This window comes from Streptomyces sp. OZ13 (assembly GCF_052068155.1).
Classification (GTDB): Bacteria; Actinomycetota; Actinomycetes; order Streptomycetales; family Streptomycetaceae; genus Streptomyces.
Genome location: NZ_JBQHCZ010000004.1, coordinates 546294 through 568702, shown reverse-complemented (window position 1 = coordinate 568702; position 22409 = coordinate 546294). Strand labels below are relative to the sequence as shown.

At 70.2% G+C, this 22409-nt stretch carries 20 protein-coding genes, 1 tRNA gene and 1 pseudogene; 6 read left to right on the top strand and 16 right to left on the bottom strand.

Translation table 11 applies throughout. The features are described from left to right. Positions 1-40: 40 nt before the first annotated feature. From ACTMTU_RS12885 to ACTMTU_RS12875, 3 genes are read right to left on the bottom strand one after another with little or no spacing between them, the layout of a single operon-like run. On the bottom strand, positions 41-943 hold the full coding sequence (locus tag ACTMTU_RS12885) for a thioesterase domain-containing protein (RefSeq protein WP_441263596.1): 903 nt from the start codon (positions 941-943) through the stop codon (positions 41-43). Then, positions 927-1193, bottom strand: a complete 267-nt coding sequence (locus tag ACTMTU_RS12880; protein ID WP_005314310.1) for an acyl carrier protein — start codon at positions 1191-1193, stop codon at positions 927-929. Before ACTMTU_RS12880 ends, ACTMTU_RS12885 begins: the two co-directional genes overlap by 17 nt. A 14-nt stretch (positions 1194-1207) precedes the next feature. Further along, on the bottom strand, positions 1208-2491 hold the full coding sequence (locus tag ACTMTU_RS12875; RefSeq protein ID WP_441263595.1) for an NAD(P)/FAD-dependent oxidoreductase: 1284 nt from the start codon (positions 2489-2491) through the stop codon (positions 1208-1210). A 405-nt stretch (positions 2492-2896) separates the two neighbouring features. Between ACTMTU_RS12875 and ACTMTU_RS12870 the strand changes: the two genes are divergently transcribed. After that, the gene (locus ACTMTU_RS12870) at positions 2897-3304 is read left to right on the top strand and encodes a DUF3291 domain-containing protein (RefSeq protein ID WP_441263594.1); all 408 of its coding nucleotides are present in this window, start codon (positions 2897-2899) and stop codon (positions 3302-3304) included. Continuing rightward, a complete protein-coding gene (locus tag ACTMTU_RS12865; protein ID WP_441263593.1) occupies positions 3301-4842 on the top strand; it encodes an MFS transporter in 1542 nt (513 codons plus the stop codon). Before ACTMTU_RS12870 ends, ACTMTU_RS12865 begins: the two co-directional genes overlap by 4 nt. Before the next feature lie 133 nt (positions 4843-4975). Here the strand turns inward: ACTMTU_RS12865 and ACTMTU_RS12860 are convergent, their stop codons facing one another. From ACTMTU_RS12860 to ACTMTU_RS12815, 10 genes are all read right to left on the bottom strand, one after another. Then, positions 4976-5764, bottom strand: coding sequence for an aminoglycoside N(3)-acetyltransferase (locus ACTMTU_RS12860; RefSeq protein ID WP_441263592.1), 789 nt, complete (start codon positions 5762-5764; stop codon positions 4976-4978). A 13-nt stretch (positions 5765-5777) separates the two neighbouring features. Continuing rightward, positions 5778-7118, bottom strand: coding sequence for a cation:proton antiporter (locus tag ACTMTU_RS12855; RefSeq protein ID WP_441263591.1), 1341 nt, complete (start codon positions 7116-7118; stop codon positions 5778-5780). A 39-nt stretch (positions 7119-7157) separates the two neighbouring features. Next, on the bottom strand, positions 7158-8702 hold the full coding sequence (locus ACTMTU_RS12850; protein WP_441263590.1) for a peptide ABC transporter substrate-binding protein: 1545 nt from the start codon (positions 8700-8702) through the stop codon (positions 7158-7160). Then, entirely contained in the window at positions 8699-9928 is a 1230-nt protein-coding gene (locus ACTMTU_RS12845) for a hypothetical protein (RefSeq protein ID WP_441263589.1), read from the bottom strand. Before ACTMTU_RS12845 ends, ACTMTU_RS12850 begins: the two co-directional genes overlap by 4 nt. 69 nt (positions 9929-9997) lie before the next feature. Further along, positions 9998-11251, bottom strand: coding sequence for an ATP-grasp domain-containing protein (locus ACTMTU_RS12840; RefSeq protein WP_441263588.1), 1254 nt, complete (start codon positions 11249-11251; stop codon positions 9998-10000). Next, positions 11248-12459: an ATP-grasp domain-containing protein gene (locus ACTMTU_RS12835; protein ID WP_441263587.1), complete on the bottom strand. Its 1212-nt coding sequence runs from the start codon at positions 12457-12459 to the stop codon at positions 11248-11250. The genes ACTMTU_RS12840 and ACTMTU_RS12835 overlap by 4 nt, the downstream gene beginning before the upstream one ends. Next, positions 12456-13778 carry a hypothetical protein gene (locus ACTMTU_RS12830; RefSeq protein ID WP_441263586.1) on the bottom strand — a complete coding sequence of 441 codons (1323 nt, stop codon included), beginning with the start codon at positions 13776-13778 and terminating at the stop codon, positions 12456-12458. The genes ACTMTU_RS12835 and ACTMTU_RS12830 overlap by 4 nt, the downstream gene beginning before the upstream one ends. Before the next feature lie 14 nt (positions 13779-13792). Beyond that, complete coding sequence (locus ACTMTU_RS12825; protein WP_441263585.1) at positions 13793-14626, bottom strand: HalD/BesD family halogenase; 834 nt, start codon at positions 14624-14626, stop codon at positions 13793-13795. A gap of 91 nt (positions 14627-14717) precedes the next feature. Continuing rightward, positions 14718-14882, bottom strand: coding sequence for a hypothetical protein (locus ACTMTU_RS12820; protein WP_441263584.1), 165 nt, complete (start codon positions 14880-14882; stop codon positions 14718-14720). Beyond that, complete coding sequence (locus tag ACTMTU_RS12815; protein WP_441263583.1) at positions 14879-15070, bottom strand: hypothetical protein; 192 nt, start codon at positions 15068-15070, stop codon at positions 14879-14881. The genes ACTMTU_RS12820 and ACTMTU_RS12815 overlap by 4 nt, the downstream gene beginning before the upstream one ends. Before the next feature lie 498 nt (positions 15071-15568). On the opposite strand from ACTMTU_RS12815, the gene ACTMTU_RS12810 reads away from it, so the two are divergent. Then, entirely contained in the window at positions 15569-16141 is a 573-nt protein-coding gene (locus tag ACTMTU_RS12810) for a GNAT family N-acetyltransferase (RefSeq protein ID WP_441263582.1), read from the top strand. A gap of 69 nt (positions 16142-16210) precedes the next feature. Here ACTMTU_RS12810 and ACTMTU_RS12805 read toward each other — a convergent pair whose 3' ends face one another. Together ACTMTU_RS12805 and ACTMTU_RS12800 are read right to left on the bottom strand one after the other, a co-directional pair. Beyond that, on the bottom strand, positions 16211-16846 hold the full coding sequence (locus ACTMTU_RS12805; protein ID WP_441263581.1) for a proteophosphoglycan 5: 636 nt from the start codon (positions 16844-16846) through the stop codon (positions 16211-16213). 547 nt (positions 16847-17393) lie between these two features. Next, positions 17394-18347 (bottom strand): alpha/beta fold hydrolase, encoded by a 954-nt coding sequence (locus tag ACTMTU_RS12800; RefSeq protein WP_441263580.1) that lies wholly within the window; start codon positions 18345-18347, stop codon positions 17394-17396. Positions 18348-18940: 593 nt separating this feature from the next. On the opposite strand from ACTMTU_RS12800, the gene ACTMTU_RS12795 reads away from it, so the two are divergent. From ACTMTU_RS12795 to ACTMTU_RS12785, 3 genes and pseudogenes are all read left to right on the top strand, one after another. Next, positions 18941-19378: a hypothetical protein gene (locus tag ACTMTU_RS12795; protein ID WP_441263579.1), complete on the top strand. Its 438-nt coding sequence runs from the start codon at positions 18941-18943 to the stop codon at positions 19376-19378. Positions 19379-20300: 922 nt separating this feature from the next. Beyond that, positions 20301-21257 carry an alpha/beta hydrolase gene (locus ACTMTU_RS12790; RefSeq protein WP_441263578.1) on the top strand — a complete coding sequence of 319 codons (957 nt, stop codon included), beginning with the start codon at positions 20301-20303 and terminating at the stop codon, positions 21255-21257. Positions 21258-22052: 795 nt separating this feature from the next. After that, a pseudogene (locus ACTMTU_RS12785) lies at positions 22053-22244 on the top strand (tyrosine-type recombinase/integrase); the annotation flags it as partial. A 43-nt stretch (positions 22245-22287) separates the two neighbouring features. Here the strand turns inward: ACTMTU_RS12785 and ACTMTU_RS12780 are convergent. Further along, a tRNA-Thr gene (locus tag ACTMTU_RS12780) sits at positions 22288-22364 on the bottom strand. Positions 22365-22409: the final 45 nt, after the last annotated feature.

Here is a 22409-nt window from a genome sequence, read left to right as displayed (position 1 = left end):
TCTTGTGCGCCGGGTGTGCAGGGCACGGATCACGGTGTGTTCAAGCGACGGCCGAGCCGGCCAGGAGGCCGGAGAGCACGCCGACGGCCTCGGGGTCCCGAAGCATCGTGTAGTGGTCGCCGGGGACGTCCACCTGTCGTACGGGCCGCGCGCCGAGCCCGCTCCAGCCGAGGTCGCCACTGGTGGGCAGCAGGGAGCCGGCCGGTTTGACGAGGGTCAGGGCCCGGTCGAGCGGCGCCGGTTCGTAGGGGGCGGTGCTCCGGTTGTTGCGGGAGAGGCCGCCCTGGTAGGCGGCGTACAGCTTGCGCAGCCCGGCGAGCTCGGTGCCGGGCGGCAGAACCCCCTGGGCGACGGCCGCCTCGAGCACCTGGGGCAGACCGTCCTCGGGTGCGGCGAGGAGCCGGCGCTCGTCCGCGGTGAGGCCGAGGGTGAGGGGGCGGCCGCGTTTGGCGGCGAGGTACATCGCGAACCAGTCGAGCAGCATCGCCGGTTCCATGAGCTCGTCGGTCCGCTTGAAGGCGGGGACGGGGGCGATGCTGTCGAGCAGGACGAGGTCCCGCACGACCCCGCCGTTCCCGGCTGCGTCCAGTCGGGCCGCCATCTCGAAGGCGACGACGCCGCCGAACGACCAGCCGACCAGGGTGAACGGCTCCGCGACGGCGCCCGCCGCGGCGAGTTCGTCCAGGCAGCGTGCCGCCAGGTCGGTGACCGGGACGACCGGTGCCCGGGCGTCGAGGGCCGCGGCGAGGAACTCGGGCACATTGCCGAGGTCCAGGAGGTCGAAGGCGGTGTCACCGGGGAGCCGCCCGGCGACGGCCGCCCATTCGCCGGACGCGAGCGCGCCCGGATGCACGGCGCAGACCCGGTGGGCCGCCGGGCCGTCCGGTGCGCGCAAGGTGCGCAGGACCGGACGCGGTGCGCCCGGGTCAGGCCGCGGTGGCATGGCGGGCGTTCTCCTCCGCGATGTGCTCCGACAGCGCGGCGATCGTCGGGTGGTACCAGAGCGCGGTCGCCTCGAGTTCGAAGCCGAGCCACTTCTCGAGCTCGCCGGCGAGGATCAGGGCCTCGGTGGAATCGAGGTCGAACTCGTCGAAGTAGCGGTCGACGTCGATCTCGGACGGTTCGACCTCGAGCCGGATCGCGAGCTTCTCGACCAGCCAGGACTGTGCCTCTTCAGCGGTGACACGCTGCATGGGAGTACCTCTTCTCACTTCTTGATGTCGCGGGCGATGGACTCGGCGGCCTTGAGCCCGGAGACGTATCCGGCCTCGTGGGAGCCGATCAGGTCGTGGCCGATCTTCGGGGAGTGGAAGTACGAGCCGGCGAGCTTGACCCGGCCGCCGTCGTTGACGGCGTAGATCCCGCGCTGCATGGCGCGTACGTCCAGGTCGATGACGGGGTGGGTGAAGGGCAGCTCGCGGATGACGAGTTCGTCGCGCGGGACGATCGGGGAGTCGAGCGTGACGAAGTAGTCGTTGCGCGCGGTGAAGCCCTGGAGGGAGTTCATGTAGTACGCCACCCAGGTACGGGTGCGGCCGTCGACCGTCTTGAGCCCGTAGTTCCAGCTCTGCCAGCGGGAGCGGTCCGGCGGCATGCTGGAGGGGTCGGTGTGCAGTACGGCGCTGGTGGAGCTGTACCGGACCTTGCCCAGGATGTCGGCCTGGAGGGCGGACGGGGCTTCGAGCACGGACAGCGTCTGGTCGGCGTGCGAGGCGAGCACCGCGTAGTCGTAGCGCTCCTCGCCGTCGGCGGTCCCGACGACGACCGCGTCCGCCTCCTCGCGGACCCGGGTGACCGGACTGGACGTGCGCACCTTGCCGTTGACGGCGGTCACGAGACGGCGTACGTACTCGATGCTGCCGCCGGCGACGGTCTTCCAGGCGACGGAACGCCCGCCGAGGCCGCCCGGGTCGTGCGACATGAAGAAGGCGATGACCGTGGTGGCGGGCATCTCCCAGATGAGCTCGGCCGGCACCGACCAGACCGCCGTGGCCAGGAGCACCACGTAGCCGTACTTGAAGGCGTCGGAGTACCCGCCGCGCTCCAGGTACTCGCCCAGCGCCATGTCGGTGCGCTTGCGCAGGAAGTCGCGTGGCGCCTCCCGGTGGAAACGCTCGGCGTCCCGCCACAGCGTCAGGAAGTCGGCCGGATAGGACCGGGCTATCTCCTCCTCCGTGAGTTCGAACTCGGCCGTTCCGTAGTCGAGGCCACGGTCGAGGTCGAAGAAGTCGAAGCCGCCCGTGTGGTCGAGGGCGGTGACGCCCAGCTCCTGGAAGAAGGCGGTCAGCTGGGGATAGGTGCGGCTGTTGAAGACCACGAAGGCGGTGTCGATGCCCAGCGTGCGGCCGTCCTCGTCGACTTCGACGGTCAGCGCGTGGCCGCCGGGCCGGTCCTCCTTCTCGTACACGGTGACTTCGACGTCGTCGGGCAGGTGGTAGGCGGCGGAGAGTCCGGAGATGCCGGCACCGACGACAGCGACTCGGGTGGTCATGGCGGGAAGCCCTTCGGCTCGAGCGGTACGCGAAGAACCGGTCGCGTTGCGCGACAGCGGCTGGAACGCAGAGGGCTGGCACCTCTGAAGGCGTGAATTCGCTCACCGACCCGTGCGAACGGCGGTGTCGGGTCGGGCGTGGAAGGACCGTAGGGCGGTGGTCGGAGGAGGGTCAATCACCGCATCACGGATGCTCCTCGCCCCATCGGGATGGCCGATGGGGCCGGTGACCGGTGTCCGGATCCGTACGGTCGGGGGCTCGCAGGCACGATCAGGCCAACCCTTCCCGTTCCCGGAAGTTCACGCGCGAAGGTTGTCCGGAACAGCTCTCAGGGGGACTCATGTGGATGAGACGGGCTCCGCCTGCCGTCCCCGCCTGTTCCATGTCGAAGAGGAGAAGCTTCCATGCCCACCATTCCCTGGATGCCCGGGGCCGCCGCCGACAGGCCCGCAGACTCGGGCGAGGCAGTGGTTATGGCGTCCAAGCTCCAAGTGAAGTCCCTGCTCAGCGTCCCCGGCTTCTTCCTGAAGTCGCTGGTGGTGTGGAAGCAGGTGCGGTCGGCGCCGGGTGTGGTCGGCGCCTCGCTGCGCGCCGAACCGCTGAAGAAGACCTTCTGGACGCTGTCGGCGTGGGACAGCCAGGAGTCGCTGGACACCTTCTCCCGTTCCGACCCGCACGCCCGGATCGTCGCCGGGCTGCGCAAGGTGATGGACCACTCGGTGTTCGTCTTCTACCCGGCCGGCCGGGACAGCCTGCCCGCCGACTGGGACGACGCCATCGCCCGGCTGACCCGCAAGGAGGCCGCCAAATGAGCGCGCCGACGGACGCGTTGTCGTCCGCCGCGCCACCGAAGCCGGTCATCGAGCACGGCAGGCTCGTGCTGGCGGCCGCCTGCCTCGGCCTGTTCATGTCGTTCATCGAGGTGACGGCGGCGATCTCGACCCTGCGCGCCCTCCAGGTCGACATGCAGGTCGCCCCGGCCGACCTGAGCTGGGTGTCCAGCATGTACACCCTGGTCGTGGCGGCCTGCGTGCTGTCCGGCGGTGCGCTGGGTGAGCGTTTCGGCAGGCGTCGCGTGTTCGTCATCGGTGTGGTGGCCCTGGCGGCCGGTTCCCTGGTGGTGGCGAGCGCGAGCGGCTACCCGCAGGTCCTCGTCGGGCGCGCGATCAGCGGCGTCGGCGGCGCCCTGGTGCTTCCTACGTCGCTGGCGATCATCACCACGACGTTCTTCGTCGACCTGCCGCGCATGCTGCGCTACATCACGATCTGGGTGTCGGTGTCCGGGATCGGGCTGGCCGTCGGCCCGCTGCTGGGCGGGGCACTGCTGAACGTCTTCGACTGGCCCGCGGTCTACCTGGTGAACACGCCGGTCGCCGTGGTCACCGTGGCCGTCACGCTGTACGCGGTGAAGGAGTCCTCCGTACCGAACCGGCCGCTGGACCTCTGGGGCCAGTGCCTGTCCGTGGTGGGCCTCGGCACCCTCGTGTACGGGATCGCGGTCGGCGGCCGGACGGGGTACGACGACCCGTCGGTGGTGGCCGCCCTGGTGGTCGCCGTGGTGTCGCTGACCGCGCTGGTACTGGTGGAGCGACGCGCGGCCATGCCCATGCTGGACGTGCGGATGATGGGCTCCCTGCGGGTGTCGGCGACGCTGGTGGTGGCGGCGAGCGCGCTGTTCACCTTCGTCGGCGTCGTCTTCCTCGAAGTGCTGTTCCTCCAGCGGGTCCAGGGGGCCGAGCCGCTGGAAACGGGTGTGCAGCTGCTGCCCGCCATGGTCTCGTTCGTCCTGGCCACACTGGTGGCGCAGCGCATCGCCGCGAAGGTGGGTCCGGGACGGCTGCTGGCCGCCGGTTCGCTGGTGGCCGGTGTGGCCGCGGTCGTCCTCGTCGCACAGCAGCCCGACAGCGCGTACGGGGTCACGGCTCTCGGCCTGACGCTGCTGGGCCTCGGCAGCGGTCTGGTCGTGGCGCCCTCGACGGCCGCCGCGTTCGCCGTCGTCGAGCCGGCGCAGATGGGCTCGGCGTCCAACGCCGTGACCGCGTTCCGGCAGGTCGGCTCGGTCCTCGCGACGTCCGTGCTCGGCGCCGTACTGGCCATGCGCTTCGTCGGTACTCTGCCGGACGAGCTGGCGACGGCCCAGGTGCCGCCCGGGACGGCCGCCGCGGTCGTCGAGGTCGCGCGCAGCGGCGGCAACGGCGACGGCCGTTCCACGGCCGAGGTGACCGAGGCCGTCAACGCGTCGTTCACCGTGGGCATCCATACGGGGCTGTGGGTCGTCGCAGGGGTGTCGTTCCTGGCCCTGCTGCTGTCCCTCGTGTTCCTCACCCGTACGACTCAGGGAAACAAGTAACGCTTCTTCAGGCGGGACGGCTGCCGTCAGGAACGGGCCGTTCACCAGCAGCGCGCCCGGTGCCGATCGCACCGGGCGCGCTGCTGGTTCAGGGTGCTGCCTCGAGCCGTGCCGGTTCGGGACGCCTCGAGGCTCAGGCGGCGAGCAGTTCACGCAGACGGCGGCGGGCGAACTCGACGAACGGGACGCTCGGCAGCAGCCGGCACTCGGCCGCACCGATCGTCCGCCTCCGCACCCCGTCGCCGGGCCGCCCTTCGTGCAGGTCCTCGTACGCGGCGCCGACGGCCGGGAAGAAGCGGCCGTTGTCGTCCCCGACGTCCTCGGTCTGCACCCACACCCGCTCCCCGTCCACGAGGTACGGGAAGCGGCGTCGCTTGCGGCGGTGCCCGGGGACCAGGCCCTCGGCGTGGTGGAGGAAGGAGTTGCGGTTGTGCCCCACTCCCAGCAGCAGGATCCGGGCGTCGAGCGCCAGGAGCGACGCGAACGGGGACGACCCGCCCACCGCGTGGCCCAGCGTCTGCACCGCCGTGATGCGCTCCGCGTCCGGTCCGATCGCGGCGACGGACACCTGCGGGTGCGCGCTGCGCAGTCGCCCGGGCAGGGCCAGGACCGCGTTCGGGATCGCGCCCATCTCCGTCGGCATGCCGGGACGGAACAGCGGAACCCGTTCACGGGCCGCTGCCGCCCCGGCGTCGAGGTCCGCGGCGTCGGGGCACGGGTCGGCGACCGACGGCGTGAACGCCGGTACGGCGAGGGTCCCTTCGGGGCCGAGTGCCGATCTCAGCGCCGCGACCACGGCCGACGCCCCGCCCTCGACATGCCCGAGCCGGGACAGCGACGCATGGACGACGACCACCATGCCGCGCCGTACGCCGAGTTCCCGGAACTCGTCCACGAGCAGGCCTTCATCGAGATTCCGCATCGCGCGGGCTCCTTCACTGAACAGTCGCCACCGGGTCCGCGTCCTGCCGCGCGGAGGAAGCTGAGCCCGGTGCCGGGACCTCCGGTGAGCCTTCGGCCGCCGGGGCGGCCGGCGTCGTGCGGCGCGTTCCCGGCCTGGGCAGCACGAACCCGGCCATCCCGGTGGTCACGACGGCCATGCAGACCATCATCGTGAACATCCGGGTGTCGAGTATGCCCATGCTGAGCCCGGCGTTGAGGATGATCAGCTCGGTCAGCCCACGGGTGTTCATGAGGAAGCCGAGGACCGTGCTGTCCCGCCAGCCCAGGCCCCGGGCACGCGCCACCGCCATCGTGCCGGCGAGTTTGCCGGCGCAGGCTACTGCCAGAATGGCCAGGAACTCCGTCAGCCCCGCCCCGCCCAGTCCCGCGACGTCGACCGTCAGCCCCGTGGCGATGAAGAAGACGGGCAGCAGCAGACCGCTGACGTGCTGGAACGGCACCTCGAGCGCTTCCTTCACCGCGGGGCGCACGGTGCGCGGCATGGCCAGTCCGAACGCGAAGGCTCCGAAGATCGTCTCGAGCCCGATCCACTGCGCCGTCCAGGCGGCGGCGAACACCCCGGCGGCGACCACGGGAAGCCCCACCGTGATCAGCCTGCCCGTCCGCGCCGCCCGTTCCAGCACGTGCCGCAGGACCGGCCTGACGACCAGGGCCAGGACGAGGACGGCGACGGCGGACCACCCCGCGACGGACAGCAGTTGCGAGTAGCCGCCGGAGACCGCCATGACGGACACGGCGACGAGCATGCACCAGGCGAGGATGTCGCCGACCGCCGCCGCGGCCACGGCCAGGAATCCGACCGTCGTCCCGCCGAGCCGGTTGTCGGCGACGATCCGGGCCAGTACGGGAAAGGCGGTGATCGCCATGGCCGTGCCGACGAAGAGGACGAACGTGGTCCGGTCCACGGGCTGCCCGCCCGCGGAGGAATGGGATCCGTGGAGCCAGAGCGCGAGCAGTCCTCCGGTGGCGAAGGGGACCGCGATGCTCGCCACCGACAGGGCCGCGACGGTTCCTCCGCTGCGCCGTAACCTGCCGAGATCGATGTCCCAGCCGATCAGGAACATGAACAGCAGGATCCCGACCTGCGCGATGGCCGTGAGGGCCGCTCGGGTCTCGTCGGGAAACAGAAGGCCCGGCAGATCGCCCGGGAGGAGCCCCAGCAGACTGGGGCCGAGCGCGATGCCGACCAGGATCTCGGCCGTGACCGCGGGTTGGCGCAGTCGCTGCATGAAGGGCCGCAGCAGCGCCCCGAGCACAAGGATGATCGACAGGGCCGCGATGGTCTGGGCCATCGCAGGCGTGGCGTGGGTCATGGTCTTCTCTCTCGGACGGTGGGACGGGCGGCTGCCGGCTCAAGGCTCGAAGGCGGCAGGAGGATCCGGCCGTGCGAGGGTGGCTTCCGTGTAGTCCGGAAGCCCGTTCCAGCTGAAGCGCGCGTCGACACCGGCACCGAGCCCGGCGGCGTTGACGCAGTCCCAGAGCGGGATCACCGGAAGGTCCGCGAAGAGCACGGCCTGCGCCCGTGCCGCCCACCGGTGTGACTCCGCGTCGTCCGGCGCGCGCCGGGCCGCGGCCAGTGCGTCCTCGAACTCCCGGCTGCGGTAGCCCGTCTCGTTGGCCGCCGACCCGCCGGCGAACTGGGCCTGCAGGAAGGACAGCAGCGACGGGTAGTCGCCGCGCCAGCCGGTGCGGAAGGCGGTACGCAGGTTTCCGGACGACACGGCGTCCCGGACGTCCTTGAAGGTCGGCAGCGTGATCAGCTCGGTCTCGATGCCGAGGGTCGTACGCCACTGTTCCGCCACCTCGCGCAGCCAGTCCTCGTGACCGCCGTCCGCGTTGCAGGTGATCCGGAAGGGGTCTTCCCAAGGCGCCACCGCGTCGGCCCGCGCCCAGAGTTCCCGCGCCGCGGCCGGATCGTGGACCAGCGCCTCCGAGCCGGGAAGGCCGGCCCGGAAGCCCGGGAGGGTGTGGGCGGTGAAGTCGGCGGCCGCGCGTTTCGTGCCCCGGAAGACCCGCCGGACGACCCGGTCCCGGTCGAGGGCACGGGACAGCGCCGCCCGGCGCAGGGCGCCTTCGGCGCCGCTGAACCGCGGCAGCGAGTACGGGACGGCCAGCGCCTTGTTCAGGGCGACGGGGCGGTCGACGGCACCGTCGCCGAGCTCCGCCCGGTAATCGGCGATCCGGCTGTCGGGGATGCTGTCGAGGATGTCGAGGCGGCCGGCGAGCAGGTCCTCGTAGGCGCGTTCCAGGTCGTCGTAGTAGACGAACGACAGGCCCGCGTTGCGTGCCCGGCGGGGGCCCGGATGCCCCTCGCGGGGGACGAGGTCGTAGTGGTCGCCGTCCGGTCCGCCGCCCGGCGCGGGACGGTACGGCCCGTTGCCCACCGGACTGCGCCCGAACTCCTCGGGCCCCCGCTCGAAGAAGACCGGAGGCAGGGGGGCGAACGGGGTGAAGCCGAGGGAGAGCAGGAAGTCCCGGTCGGGTTCGCGGAGCCGGACGGTGAAGGTCAGGTCGTCCAGCACGGTGAGGCCGCGCAGCCGGGGGCAGGAGCCGGCGCCGTCCGGGGCGTAGCCGTCGATGGGCGCGAAGACGGACCGCTGGGCCTGCCGGTTGGCCGGGTCGGCACCGTGGTTCCAGGTCCGGACGTAGTCGTGGGCGGTCACCGCGCTGCCGTCGGAGAAGGTCCAGCCCGGCCGCAGGGCGACGGTCCACGTGCGCTCGTCGTGGCAGGTGAGGGACTCCAGCATCGCGGGCACCGGGACGCCGTCCGCCGTGTACACGTACAGGCCGGTGAACAGCAGGTCCAGGATGCGGTTTCCGTAGCCTTCGATGGTGTCCGTGGGCACCAGCGGCCGCTGGGGGCGTCCCCCGTTGACCCTGATCAGGCGGGGGCTCATCGCGTCGTCGCCTTCTGCGTGTGCGGCTCGGCCTCACCGGCGGGACGCTCCGCCCGCAGGCGGGGCGCCAGGCCGGCCACCAGGCTGGCGAGACCGGCCAGCACGAACCCGAGGTGCACCCCTTCCACCGTGACCAGGCCGGCCAGGCCCAGTCCCAGCGCGGACACCGCGATCTTCACGCCCGCCATCGTCACGAAGACGGAGGCCCGCAGGTGTTCGGGAGACGCGTCCCTGCGGACCGCGAACGAGACGGTGTTGAGGACGGACTGGCACGCGCCGACGGCCAGGAACGCCACCGCCGCCCCCCACACCCCGGCGAAGGGCACGGCGGCGATGAACACGCCGCTGACCACGGCGCAGAAGCGCGCGGTGCGCATCACGTCCCAGGCGAGCGGGCGGACGACGAAGTACAGCGCGGTCAGCAGCGCCCCCACCCCCGTCGCCGCGATCAGCAGGGGCCCCACCGATCCCGGGAGGCCCTCGCTGCGGGCGAACGTGGTCGCGAGGACGAGGAGACTCCCCAGCCCGAACGCGTTGCCGTAGGTGATGATCGTGATGTCGCGCAGGTCCTTGGTGCGCGCGATGGTCCCGAGGACGTTGGAGATCGAGGTGCCGGCGCGGTCCGCGGCGGCCACGGGTTCCAGCGGAAGGCGGAGGACCAGCAGGGCCGCCCCGGCGGCCAGTGCGCAGAGCACCCCGACGGTGGCCTGCGCCGACACGGCGGTGGCCACGGCCCCGACGACGGAGTTGCCCACGCTGCTGCTGATCGCGTAGGTGAGCGAGTCCCCCGACTGGGCGCGCCGCTGCGCCGCCCGGGTCTCCGGTACGAGGCTGCCGAGCCAACTGCTCAGCCCGCCCGTGAAGATGGGCCCCAGGAAGCCGGCGACGGCCAGGGCACAGGCGGCAAGGACGACATCGCCCCGCTGGATGAGCAGGCCCGCGGCACCGAACAGCACGGCGAAGAGGGCGAAGGAACCCGCGAGTGCCACGCGCGGCGACCTCACCAGCGACATCACCCGGGCGGACAGCGGCCCGAACATGTGGGGCACGGTGATGCACGCCGCCAGCAGCGCCGACGCCGCCACTCCGTCGGATTTCTGGGCGAGCAGGACGACGGCCGCGGCCGAGCCGGCGTCCGCGGTACGGATCGCGAGGGCGGAGCTGTAGTAGGCGGCGACCGCCCCGCGGGGTGACGGTGCGCGCGCGGTGTCCGCGGCCTGGGTCATGGCAGAGCCTTTCTGCGCGGGTACGGGCGGTCGTGGCGGACGTCGCGGGCAGAGCGGGGCCGTGGAACGTCAGGTGGCGGTGACGGGGACGAGCAGCCGGTGCTGGGCGCACCAGCGGGACAGCTCGTCGAATGTCTTGCGCTCGTCCTCGTCGCCCTGGAAGCCGACGACGAACTGCTGGATCGCGTCGATGCTCGACGTGGCGCCGCCGTGCGGCTGCCCCATCCGGCCCGTGACGTTGTACTCGAGCACGCCGGGCAGGTCGCACCGGTCCGGGAGCCCGAGGAGCCGGCCCTCGGGCGAGGACTCCAGGTACCAGCCGTACCGGCCCGCGGGCTGCGCCGGGAGTTCCGGCAGGACCTCGTCGGCGAGACCGCACTGCATCAAGGCGTGGGCACGGAACATGTCGGCCCCGTAGGCGAGCTTCCAGCAGGGGCCGACACCGGCGCCGCCGCCGCGAGCGGCGATCTCGCAGAACCGGACCCGCCCGCTCTCCTCGAGGAAGAACTCCGCGTGGAACGGGCTGCCCCCGGTGTCAGGGAGCGTGGCCAGCACGGTACGGACGGCCTCGGTGAGCAGCGCGTGGGACGGGGCGGACAGGGGCACCATCGCCGAGGTCAGGGGGCGTGCCTCCTGATAGCCCAGGGTGCTGCCGCCGTACCGGGAGACGGTGACGCCGTACGCCTCGTTCCCGATGGTCAGACCGTCCACGTGGTACATGTCGCCGGCCGCGAACTCCTGGACCAGCACCGGGGCGCCGAGCGTCACAGGGTGCGTATCGAGCCAGCTGTCCAGCGCCGTGTCGTCCCGGAGCACCACGGTGTCCTTCGAGCCCGCCCCGTCGACGGGCTTCACCACCACCGGTGTTCCCAGCGAGCGCGCGGCTTCCCGCACCTCGAAGCCGTCGGCCGCGACGGCGAAGGACGGCACGTCCACGGCGCCCTGGAGCAGTTCGTACATCCGGTGCTTCAGCCGGAAAGCCTCGGCGGAGCGCAGGTCCTGACCGCTCGTCACACCGAGCAGCCCGCGCAGCCGGGCCGCGACGATCAGGCCGCGCTCGTCCAGACACACGACGTGCCGCACGCCGTACCGAGCGTGCCATTGCTCCGCCTGGCGCACCGTGGTCCAGTCGCCGAACAGGTCGTCGACCCAGATCCACTCCTCCGCGAGAGCGGCGCTCTCGACGAAGGCCTGGTAGTGCTTCTGGTTCGTGGCGTTGCGCGAGGCGATCAGGACCACGCGGAACCGGTCCGCGAGCCAGCGCACCACGGGCAGGGCCTGAAGATCGAAGCCGGTCAGGACGAGAACGGTGTCGCGGCTCACTGGGCCACCTCCATGGCGATTCGGGACACGGCCTGGCTCAGGAGCAGCTCCAGCTCGTCCGCGGTACCGCCGCGGACGACGAGGAAGCCGTCGAGGTCGACCGAGGAGATCTGACGGGTGCCGGCGGACCGGCGGTGCACCCTCTCGAGCGCCCGGTGCGGTTCGGGGACACAGGAACGGACCAGCGCCGGATCGAAGGACTTGGGTATGCCGACCCAGCCCGTCACGCCGCTGCCCCGGGGGGCCGGGCCCTCCGGCGCCCTGCCGAACGTCGCGTCCAGGAGCAGATCGAACGTGCTGACGCCGAAGTAGGCGTCCACCTGGTCGACGATGCCGAGGCCGCCCGGCCGGGCGGCGACCTCGCAGAGCACCGGGCCCCGCGAGGTCACGAACACCTCGCAGTGGAAGTAGGAGTGCGCGCCGCCGCCCAGCAGACCGAGCACGTCGAGCACCCGCCCGGTGAAGCCGCGGAGCTCCACCGCACGCGGGGAGTCCGGATCGATCATCGCCGTGGACAGCGGCGCGCCGAACTCCAGGATGTCGCTGCGGTAGCGGCTCACCGTCTGGAGAAAGACCCTGCCGTCCAGGACCAGGCCGTCCACATGGCACAGCTCTCCCTCGACGAACTCCTCCGCCTCCATGTGCGCCGGGGTGTAGAAGGCGGGCTGCAGCCCGGTGGCCAGCAGCGCGCGCAGCGCGGTCTCGTCCCGCACCACGCGCGTGCCCACCGAGCCCCCGCCGAGACGGGGTTTGACCACGAAGGGGAAGCCGAAGTCCCGTGCCGCGGACAGCAGGTCGAGACCCGTCTCCACCGTGCGGTACCGGGGCACGCTCACCCCGGCGTCCGCCAGGCGGTCCTTCATCGCGGCCTTGTCGCGGAACAGCCGGGCGGTCGCCGGCCGCAGGCCGGCGATGCCGTAGCGCTCCCGGAGCAACGCGGCACGCATGACGTCCACTTCGGACAGAGCGATCACTCCGGCGCAGCCGCCCTGTTCCTCGATGACGCGTGCCGCGTCGTACTCCACCAGGCTGTTGACGTCGTAGTCCTCATACACGGTCACCCGCTCCGGGGCGACGCCTCCCGTGGTGACGGAGGCGAGGCTCTTCTCCGGGTGGCACAACAGCCTCATGTCCACCCGGCCGGCGAGCCGCTCGTACCCGAACTGTGTGAGCGGGTGCCGGCAGAGCGCGATCCCGGTCGCCATCATCCCCCCAACTGCAGCGCGTAGGCGTAGTCGGAGACGAAGTCGTCGAGCGACTTGGCGTACCGGTCACCGCTGGTGAGGACCTTGGCGATGCGCCGGCTGTACTCCAGGGCCGTGTCGTGCATCGAGTAGTACATGTCCCAGCCCCACAGGCCCGCGAAGAAGCGGCCCTGCTCCTCGAAGTGGATGTCCGGCAGGAAGGTCGTCCACACGAAGGACTCCACCGGCGAACGCAGTGCCGGAGAGCCGCCGATGAGGTCGATGACGACGGCTCCGACGGGGATGTCCCGCTCGGCGTTCCGCCGGGTGATGATGTACTCCGTCTCGCCGGGCGTCTCCGCTCCGTTGACGATCAGCTGTGCCGAGGCGAGCCGACCGGGCAGCTCGTCGGGCGTCGTCTGGGGCCTGCCCAGCACGGTGAACTCGACGCGCCGGTCGCGGAGATGCTCGAAGGCGCCCATGGAGCAGTTGCCGTATCCCAGGACGAGGACCTCGGGGTCCCGCCCGGAGTTCCGGGAGCGGTACAGGTCCAGGCCGTACTTGGTGCCCCCGATGCCGACCTCCCGGATCTGGCCGATGGCGCGCACGGGCTTGCCGCGCTCCTCGGCCAGCAGACCGTCGCGGCCGGCGGGAAGATCCCCTTCGCCAAGTCGGTACGGGCCGCCCACCGCCGGCACGAGGTCGGTGACCCCGTCGCCGACGGTCAGCACGGCAGAACCGGAGACGGCCGCCCGGGACTGCTCCGCGCCTGCCGTGTCGGTGCAGCGGACCCGGACCGGCTTGCGCCCGTAGCGCATCAGCGCCCGCAGCAGGCCGTTGACGTACTCCTGCGGCGCCGACGGGTCGAGCATGACCTCCGGTTCCGGCCCCAGGGCGCCCGCGTCCACGGCGGACCCCGCGGCGATGCCGGCCAGGTACCCGTCCGACGGCTCCTGCGGGTCGGTCACCGTCTCCATGCCGACGAGCCGGACTCCCTTGTCCCGCAGCAGCCGCTCCCGCTCGGGGAAGCAGTACAGGTGCCCCATGGAGAACAGCGTGGTCCCGTAGGAAAGCTGCGCCACCTCGGCCGCCGACGGCCCTTTGAGCTTGACCACGAGGTCCTTGCCGCCGTAGCAGGAGGGGTAGGACTCGACCCGTGCCCCCTCCAGCTCGTACTGGCGGTCCAGGTAGCCGATGCCCTCACCCAGGCCCTGCTGGACGACGACGTCGAACCCGCGGTCGACGTAACGGCGTACGTCCTGGGGAACCAGGGTGGCGCGCAGGTCGTGCCCGCCCGGGTTCTCCTCGCAGTCGCTCTCCTTGGCGAAGAGGATCGTTGTCATGCCCGATCCCCTCCTCAGTCCGTGTAGACGGCGTTGGTCGTCTCGTAGGACTTCTCCTCCAGCCAGTCCTTGAGGCTGGCGAGGGTCAGGTTGACGATGATCCGCTCCACGCCCTCCGTCTGGATCGGAACGGTGCGGTGCAGGGTGGTGTCCGTCTTGAAGACGTACGACTCGCCGCCCTCGTGGTGGTAGGTGCGGATGGTGCCGCCCGCCAGGTTCTCGTGCACGGCCGGGTTCTTCTTGTCCCAGACGGTGTGCGGCACGGCCTGCAGCATGCCGCCGTGTTCGATGGAGGGCGCCTCGGCGATGAAGATGAAGGCGAACTCGTGGTCGCCCCAGTGCCAGCCGTGCGTGTCCCCCACGCGGCTCTGGTGCGTGCCGGTGATCTTCTCGTCCTCGAAGGAAGCGTCGAGGACCGGCGTCCCGACCACCGTGGAGAGCACGGAGCGGAACTCCACGGAGTTGTACAGGGCCGTGAACAGCTTGCTCTGCTCCTGGAACAGCGAGTTGGGCAGGCTGCCCAGCCTGCGGGGAGTATCACCGGTCACGGGGACGGTGATGTCGATCCGCCGGGTGTTGAGGTCCGCGAGCCGGCGCGCCTCGGCCCGCAGCTCGGAGATCAGCTCGGCAGGCAGCAGCGCCGTGGTGCGGGCGTAGTGCTCGGCGGAGTACTGCCGCTTGGCGGCCGTCAGCTTCTCGTCGAGGGTGAGCCGGTGCCGGGCGATCATCCGGTCGATACGGGCGACCTCGTCCATGTCGACGTGCGGACCGGGGACGTTCCCATGGGCGAGCAGCGCGGCAGCGGCGTCGCGCATGGTCATGGCGGGGGATACGGCTTCGATCGTCATGAGCATTCTCCTTGTGCCAGATATGGTGTCGGTGCAGGGAAGAATTGCTGAAATGAGAAACCGGTACGCGGGCGTTCGCAGCGAATGCTGCTCAAAGCCCTCGCATCGCTGGATCGTCGGCGCCCCGGGCGTCATGGCCCGAATGCGCGTGGTCGGGATCGTGCGCGTAAATCCTCGGCAGGTCGATCTCGTACTGCTCGAGCGCGGACGACAGTGCCGGGCCCGGATCAGAAGGGGTAATGCGCTCGTCGCTCACACCATTTCCTTCGAGGCTCGGCCGGCCCATCGGGCCAGCACTTCCTGGACGTCACCCTGGCTCAGCTCGCTGCTGAGCCGGCTGACCTCGGCAGGCCTGCGCACGGACAGAACGGGACGGCATCCCCACGTCACGAGGACCGTGCCGTCCTGACGCTCCTGGATTCCATAGAACGAAGGACCGCTCATGGCACCTCCAGTGCCATCGGTTTTCGTCACTCGTCGGGTCTCGCCACCGGTGGGTGAAGCCCCTGAATTCGGAACCTTCCGGAATCATTTCCGGAGCCCATCGATGCACGGCGCCGGCATCCCACGCCACTGGTTAGACAACTACCGCCCGGCGCCCGTTCTTTCCTTTTCCGCTCACCCCCTCGCTCTGGCGCGACGGGTAAATCATGCGGGCCGGCGGGCATCGGCAAAAGGGGGGATGCGGGGGCCACAATCGGCCTGGCATCAACAGGACAGCACCCGGTTCCGGTGAAACGCACGTGAAATCGGTCGCAGCGGATTTCTTCCCACCCGGGCCCGGCCCGCCCCGGCGCCCGCGCCGCCGGGACCCGGCCGGTGAGGCCGGTGCGGCGGTCCCGGCCGGGACCGCCGTGGGGGCGGCCCGGACCGCCCGGGGGTCGCGGATCCTCCGCCGGGAATCGCGCGGCGTCGCCGTGAGCGCCGTGACATCGTGGTGCCATGACCATCGAAGTTCGCCCGGCTTCGGTCTTCGAGGACGTCCGGACCCTGCTCGGCCCGAAGGCGCCCGGCGCAAACGTCTGCTGGTGCCTGAGCTACCGGATCCCGTCCAAGCTCAACAACGAGCTCCGGGGGCCTGCCCGCGGTGAGTACGTCGCCGAGCTGTGCCGTACCGGTCCCCCTCCGGGCGTGCTCGCCTACGACGGCGACGAACCGGTCGGCTGGGCCGCGGTGGCGCCGCGCTCGGACACGTCCTTCGCACGCAACCGCAAGATCCCGCACGTCGACGACCTGCCGGTCTGGTCGCTGTGGTGCATCCGGGTGCGCCCCGGTCACCGCAAGCAGGGGATCTCGCACGCCCTCATCGCCGGCGCGGTCGAGTTCGCCCGCGCCCACGGCGCCCCGGCGGTCGAGGCGTACCCCCTCGACAACGGCGGGGCCAAGGTCGACCTGACGATGGCGTACGCCGGGATCCGCAAGAACTTCGAGCGCGCCGGCTTCGCCAAGGCCGCCGACACCACCTCCGTGCTGGCCGGCCACCCCCGGATCCTGATGCGCCTCGACCTGCGCTGACCTTGCCGCACCCGCCACCGGACCGACCGGGCCCCTGCGCACGCGCGGCGGGCGGAGTGCGGGTCCCGGTCACACGGCAAGGAACTTCCTCGCCGCGGCCGCGCCCGCGGCAGGGTCCCAGCCGCCCCTGCCGATGACGGCGGTCACGTGCGCCTCGGTGACGTCGCCGTCGGCGGCGACCAGCGCGTCGATGGCGTCCCGGCGGGCGCTCTCACCACCGAGCCCCGGGGCGTCGCGGGTGAACGCGACGATGCTCTCGCGGGTCCGTTCCATGGTCAGGGCGGGCAGGCCCACGCTGTGGAACCCGTCGGGGACGCTGTACGCGGCGCGCTTCCACCCGTCGGCGTCGAAGCCGTAGACGAAGCCCACGTATTCGTCCGCCTCCAAGGTCTGCCGCACGACCGGCCGCCACCAGTCGGGCGCCCCGGCGAGGAGATCGGTCTCGTCCTCGCCGAACTCCTCGGCAGCGGGGCCGTAGTACGTCTGCGAGTACTCGTGGTCGTGACCCACCAGCAGCGCACGGCCCTCGCCGAGATGATGCAGCTCGAGCCAGTTGCCCCCGCTGTCGTCGAAGTGCCAGACGCGCCCGTCGGCACGGCACGTGGCATTCGGTCCCCGCGCGGCCAAGACCGCCGCGAACGCGGCCCGGCGTCCACGCAGCCGCGCCGGAGCGGGCAGGTCCAAGGCCACCAGTCCCGTGATCATGTCCCCCTCGTGATCTCCGTCTGCGGGGCAACATGCCCCGGACAGCAGAAAACCCCAAGTCGGAGATCATCCGACCTGGGGTTTCGATGGAGCCGCCTGGGACCGTTGTCGTAAGTCCGCGCATCGTGTCTCCATCAAGCGCCCGCCTGGTCGCCGACCGGTACGCGTAGGGCAGGTCGCCACGCGTGCCTCGTCCTGTGCCGCTGCTGGATGCGATACCCCGCTTCCAGCAGGGGCAGGCGGGCGGCCACGAGCCAGCTGTTCGCCGACCGCGGCTACGACTACGACGGCTCCGGGCCCGGCGCATCACACCGAAGATCGCCCGCAAGGGCACAGCCCACGGCTCCGACCTTGGGCAGGACCTGCTGGGTCCAGTTCAAGCGGCTACGGATTGCTACGAGATACGCGCCGATCTCCACCTGTCCACGGCCGTGCGCTGCCGCGCGGGCCGCTGCGCCTACCCCTCCGCAAGGCCCACCGCGCCGATAGGGCCCGGCCGGAGGACGGACGCAACCGCCCTCCGGCCCACGTTACGGGCCAACGCCAATCAGGCGCGGCGCGACCGGACGACCAGGGACACACCCCCGGCGATTGCCAGAACCGCCGCGCCCCCGAGGATGATGGCCCGCTCGCCGGTTCCGGTCTGGGCGAGGCTGGGTCGGGAGCCCTGCGCCGCCTGCAGGATCAGGTCGGTGACCTCGCCGGAGTTCGTCTCCATCACGTCGTGCGGGGCGTCGACCTCGACGGTGGTCGAGCTGGCCCGCTTGGCCATGAAGCGCAGGTTGTCGGTACCGATCGTGCGGTCGTCGGTGGCAACCAGGTACCACGAGGGGACCGACTTCCACGCTACGGCCTTGGTCGGTTCACTCCCGGTGAGAGTGCCAACCGGTCGCTGTGAGGCGGCCAGTACAGCGGCCCGGCTGCGGTCGACGCGGTGGCTCAGGAAGACGTCGCTGAACTTCTCCGGCTTGATGTAGAGATCGACATCGTTCGGACCGCCGCCGAGGGGAACGGCGTTCAGAGCGGTGGGGACGGGTGCCTGTGGGTCGTCCGTCAACCGGCTGCCAGGAAATTTGGCCGCCAGTTCCAGGGTGGTCTCGCCCTTGTCCGGCGCGAAACCGGCGATGTAGACGAGGGACTTGACGTTCGGGTTGTCTGCCGCCGCGTTGGTGATGACAGCGCCGCCGTAGGAGTGGGCGGCGAGGACGATGGGACCCTTGATCGTCTTGAGCAGTGCAGCGAGGTAGTCGGAGTCGCCGGAGAGGCTGCGAAGCGGGTTGGCGGTGGCGATCACCGGATGCCCCTGGGCCTTCAGGCTTTGGATGACCTTGCTCCAGCCCGAGGCGTCCGCGAAGGCACCGTGCACCAGCACGACGGTCGGCTTGGTGCTGCCGCTGCTCTCGGACGCCATGGACGGGGTGGCAACCAACAGCGTGACGGCGGGGACGAGGGCGGCCAAGGGGAGTATCCGCCTGGCGGTAGCGCGCGGTATGTGCTTCATATCCGCTCTTTCTATGGGGGATGACTGCTGATGACACTGCCTTCACCGCACCCGTGCGGCGCGACGTGATGGTCCGGCCGAGTGAAGACGGCGTCAGCGGGTTAGAACGGCCCACTACGCACGTCCGGAGCAATGTCCGTGCGCGCTTGCGGCCCGCGGGGCCTGTCCCGCCGTCGTGCGTCGGCCCCCGTCTACCAAGTTGGACTGCTGAGATGAACGGGCGGCGGACAGACTCGGCCGGCCCGGTACGACGCGCCCTCCAGTTCGGCTGTGAGACGAAGGGCGGCGGAACCTACGCTTCTGAGTCTGCTTTCGGCTCCCTAACCCCGGGCGGCGCTGGGCGGCGCCGGCTGCCGCCATGTGTGCTGGCGCCGAGGGCCTCAACTATGAGCGTGGCGCCATGTGAAACCCGGCGGTGTGAGGCCCGGAAAGGATCCGGCCTTGGGTGCAGCGGCATACGGCGACCCTGTGCTGTCGTGTCTTCACCGACTGCACCGAGACCGAAGAACGCACACGAGGCAGTGGGGCCGCGTTTGACTTGCTTCGGTGCGATGGGAGGGTGGTATGCGGGGGCAGGTGGTTGGGAGGCTTGCATGACATCCGCTTCCGCATGGCGATCCGCAGCGCGGCAGTTGCCGCTCAGACTTGGCGTCGGAGCGTTCTTCCTGAATTCCGGGCTGTCCAAACGTGGCGCGGATCAGGCCACCGCTGAGGGACTGCAGCAGTTCACCACCACCGCATATCCCTTCCTGGGCAAGCTCGACGCCCAGCGGTTCACCCGGGCCCTCTCTGCAGGGGAGTTGGCCGTTGCAGCCGCGTTGCTTCTCCCTGTGGTCCCTGCCGCAATTGCGGGGGGTGCGCTGACCGCGTTTTCTGCCGGCACGCTCGGGCTGTACCTTCGCGCGCCGGGCATGCGCAAGGAGGGCAGCCTGCGCCCCACTGAGCAGGGGGTCCCGCTGGCCAAGGATGTCTGGATGCTGGGCATCGGCATCTCGCTCGTTATCGAGGGCACCATCGGTCATGGTCGGTGACGTGACGGATATCTTCTGGCCCTGCATGTGGGTATGGGCAAGAGGTCGGGCGACAGGTGTCTTCGGGTGAGACATGCGTAAGCCGTACGCCGCCAAGAGCGGTCATCCACTCGCTCCTCATCCCGAACGCGCAGATCTCACACGGTGCATAGAAGAGAAGCCGGTGGCCAGCACTGCCGTATCCGATTCCAATGCGCCGACTGCGACTTCTACGGTCCTGAACCCTTCAACCCCTGGAGCAGCAGGTCGCCGAGCTGCCGGCCGGAAGGAAGCAGCCCCTTGCCATGGGCGCCGCCGACTGGGGCATCCGCAGCCTCGACGAACGGATCACCGGCTACAACTAATTCCTGAACCAGATGCGGTGCACGCTGGAAGCACTGCCTGAGCAGGAACGGACGGCCATTGAAGACACGGCTCGAGAACTGCGTAAGGCACGCTCGGCCGTGCCTTCATCCACGTGGGCGGGCTGACCATCCGGAGCGCACGTGAACTCAGCTGAATCCTCCCGCGCCGGCCCGCGTAGCCCGCTTGCGCAGGGTCCGCCAAGCGGACAACGCCGGCGAGGCCAAACCGATCTCGTGTCAGCCTGTGGCGCCAATGAGCAGACAGCCTGCCGCCAAGCTCTGGACCGTGCCGAGCTCGGCCAGCAGGCGGGATCAGAAGCTATCGACGCTTGCTCCCCAGGCGATGCCCCGGGAAGGCGCAGAGGAGCCGCGCCACCACCGAGCGCTGGAGATGCCCATTCTGTGGGTGTTAGATAGAAAACGTCACGAACGTGAAGACGTGCCGCAACGGCGGACAGCCAACAGACCGCGATTGCTTGGCTATCAGGAAGAACCGGTGGGTGACGAGCTGTCGCCGAGGATGCGCCGCACGCTCCTGGCTGAGCCCATGTCTGAGCCTTCGCGTGAGGAGTACTGTCATGACTGCCACCAGCGTTGTCCTTGAGCCTGCGGCACAGGATGTCGCCGAGGCATTCTCGAAACCGCCGTTCTTGTACGAGATGGCGCCGGCTGATGCCCGGAAAATCCTCGTAGACGCGCAGTCTGCCCCGATCAGCAAGCTCCCCGTCGACGAAGAGTGGATCACGGTTCCCGCCCAGGTGGGAGACGTCCGCGTACGCATCATCAAGCCGCAGGGCACTACTGGCATGTTGCCGGTCATTGTGTACATGCACGGTGGCGGATGGATCCTCGGCAACGCTGGAACCCACGACCGGCTCGTCCGCGAGCTCGCTGTCGGTGCCGGCGCAGCGCTCGCGTTCGTGGAGTACCCGAACTCGCCGGAGGCCCGCTACCCGACCGCGATCGAGCAGGGCTACGCCACCGCCCAGTGGATCACCCGAGACGGGGCGTCCAAGGGCCTGGACGCCGGCCGCATGGCGGTGGCCGGCGAATCGGTGGGTGGCAATATGACGGCCGCGCTGGCGCTGATGGCGAAGGAACGGGGCGACGTCACCTTCCTGCAGCAGTCGATCTACTACCCGGTCACCGACGCGGCGATGGACACCGCGTCATATGAGCAGTTCGCCACCGGTTACTACCTCACCCGCAAGGCGATGGAGTGGTTCTGGGACGCCTACACCACCGACCCGGCACAGCGCGCCGAGATCACGGCATCTCCGAATCAGGCCAGCGCCGAGCAGGTCACTGGGCTGCCGCCCACATACCTGTGCGTTGACGAGGCCGACGTGCTGCGCGACGAGGGAGAAGCCTACGCCGCCAAGCTCCGCTCAGCGGGCGTCCCCGTGACAACCGTGCGCTACGACGGCACCATCCACGATTTCATGCTGCTCAATGGCCTCAGCGAGACCCACGCCGCGCGAGCCGCTATCGGTCAGGCCACCGCTTTCCTGCGCGCCGGGCTTGGAACAGGCTGAGGCACCAACAGACGAACCCGCTCGGCAGAAGACTCGCCCCGGCTCGTCAGGAGGAACTGCCATGATCGACGCAGGGTCGAACTCCCCGCCGGACGGCAAGACGATCACCGAGCACGAGCTGGAGCAGTGCCAGCGCGCGAACCAGACCGGCCGCCAGCCAGTGGTGTTCGTCCACGGTCTGTGGCTGCTGCCTAGCAGCTGGGATCGCTGGGCGAAGCTGTTCGAGGACAACGGCTATGTAGCCCTACGCTGTGCCGAGCCCAGGCAAGCCGCTGTTCCAGGCGGCCGCAGCCAACCTCAATCCCTGGACCGAGGCCAAGGTCGACACCAAGAACCCCGACCGCGGAGTCATGAGGCCTAAAGCCCTCTGCAGCAGGGACGTTGGCGCTCTATCGCGCGCAGCAGCCGGCGGCCGCGCACGGTCTCCGGGACAGGAGTGTTGGTGCACCCTCCGTTGGCTGTCCGTGACATGCCACGGCGCGGCCTGGATAGCGGCAGGTCATCGCAGTTGCCGACGCCTGCGGCTATCACTGCTTGCTACAAGGAAACCTCTCTGCGTGACCTTCGTGAGCCCGAGCATGCGTGTTCGGCTCCTTCGACCGTTGAGTGAACGCACACCGGCGCACGCGCCGATCAGTCCCTGTAATCCCTCAACGAAGAGGACCGTGTTCGAAGACGTCCGTGAGACGAGGGCCATAGTCCTGTGGAGGCCCCACTGCGGCTGCCGCTGGACTTCCAGGCGCACTACCTCATGAACCAGGAGGCCTGGCACGCGTATGCGCTGTGGCGCCTTGGCAGCACACCCGGATCAGCCAGACGCGGCGGTACGTGAAAGGCCGGTCCCACCTGTCGAAGGATGCCATGCGGCGCATGGGCGAGTTCTTCATCCCCGCGCCTCCGGGCCCGATTCCGGGCCGCACTGAGACCAGAACTGAGACCGCCACTACTCGCGCGGACCGCTCCCGCCGCCGTCGCCGTGTCCGCTGAACGAAGAAACCCAGCTCAGCGAATCGCTGGGCTGGGGTTTCCATGGAGCCGCCTTCGGGATTCGAACCCGAGACCTACGCATTACGAGTGCGTTGCTCTGGCCAACTGAGCTAAGGCGGCAAGCTGCCGGGAGATACACGTCCTCGCCGAGGACACGCTCTCATC

Excerpts from the sequence above, each read along its gene's own strand:
- ACTMTU_RS12885 (WP_441263596.1), bottom strand. The coding sequence starts at position 943 with ATGCCACCGCGGCCTGACCCGGGCGCACCGCGTCCGGTCCTGCGCACC.
- ACTMTU_RS12880 (WP_005314310.1), bottom strand. The coding sequence starts at position 1,193 with ATGCAGCGTGTCACCGCTGAAGAGGCACAGTCCTGGCTGGTCGAGAAG.
- ACTMTU_RS12875 (WP_441263595.1), bottom strand. The coding sequence starts at position 2,491 with ATGACCACCCGAGTCGCTGTCGTCGGTGCCGGCATCTCCGGACTCTCC.
- ACTMTU_RS12870 (WP_441263594.1), top strand. The coding sequence starts at position 2,897 with ATGCCCACCATTCCCTGGATGCCCGGGGCCGCCGCCGACAGGCCCGCA.
- ACTMTU_RS12865 (WP_441263593.1), top strand. The coding sequence starts at position 3,301 with ATGAGCGCGCCGACGGACGCGTTGTCGTCCGCCGCGCCACCGAAGCCG.
- ACTMTU_RS12860 (WP_441263592.1), bottom strand. The coding sequence starts at position 5,764 with ATGCGGAATCTCGATGAAGGCCTGCTCGTGGACGAGTTCCGGGAACTC.
- ACTMTU_RS12855 (WP_441263591.1), bottom strand. The coding sequence starts at position 7,118 with ATGACCCACGCCACGCCTGCGATGGCCCAGACCATCGCGGCCCTGTCG.
- ACTMTU_RS12850 (WP_441263590.1), bottom strand. The coding sequence starts at position 8,702 with ATGAGCCCCCGCCTGATCAGGGTCAACGGGGGACGCCCCCAGCGGCCG.
- ACTMTU_RS12845 (WP_441263589.1), bottom strand. The coding sequence starts at position 9,928 with ATGACCCAGGCCGCGGACACCGCGCGCGCACCGTCACCCCGCGGGGCG.
- ACTMTU_RS12835 (WP_441263587.1), bottom strand. The coding sequence starts at position 12,459 with ATGATGGCGACCGGGATCGCGCTCTGCCGGCACCCGCTCACACAGTTC.
- ACTMTU_RS12830 (WP_441263586.1), bottom strand. The coding sequence starts at position 13,778 with ATGACAACGATCCTCTTCGCCAAGGAGAGCGACTGCGAGGAGAACCCG.
- ACTMTU_RS12825 (WP_441263585.1), bottom strand. The coding sequence starts at position 14,626 with ATGACGATCGAAGCCGTATCCCCCGCCATGACCATGCGCGACGCCGCT.
- ACTMTU_RS12815 (WP_441263583.1), bottom strand. The coding sequence starts at position 15,070 with ATGAGCGGTCCTTCGTTCTATGGAATCCAGGAGCGTCAGGACGGCACG.
- ACTMTU_RS12810 (WP_441263582.1), top strand. The coding sequence starts at position 15,569 with ATGACCATCGAAGTTCGCCCGGCTTCGGTCTTCGAGGACGTCCGGACC.
- ACTMTU_RS12805 (WP_441263581.1), bottom strand. The coding sequence starts at position 16,846 with ATGATCACGGGACTGGTGGCCTTGGACCTGCCCGCTCCGGCGCGGCTG.
- ACTMTU_RS12800 (WP_441263580.1), bottom strand. The coding sequence starts at position 18,347 with ATGAAGCACATACCGCGCGCTACCGCCAGGCGGATACTCCCCTTGGCC.
- ACTMTU_RS12795 (WP_441263579.1), top strand. The coding sequence starts at position 18,941 with ATGACATCCGCTTCCGCATGGCGATCCGCAGCGCGGCAGTTGCCGCTC.
- ACTMTU_RS12790 (WP_441263578.1), top strand. The coding sequence starts at position 20,301 with ATGACTGCCACCAGCGTTGTCCTTGAGCCTGCGGCACAGGATGTCGCC.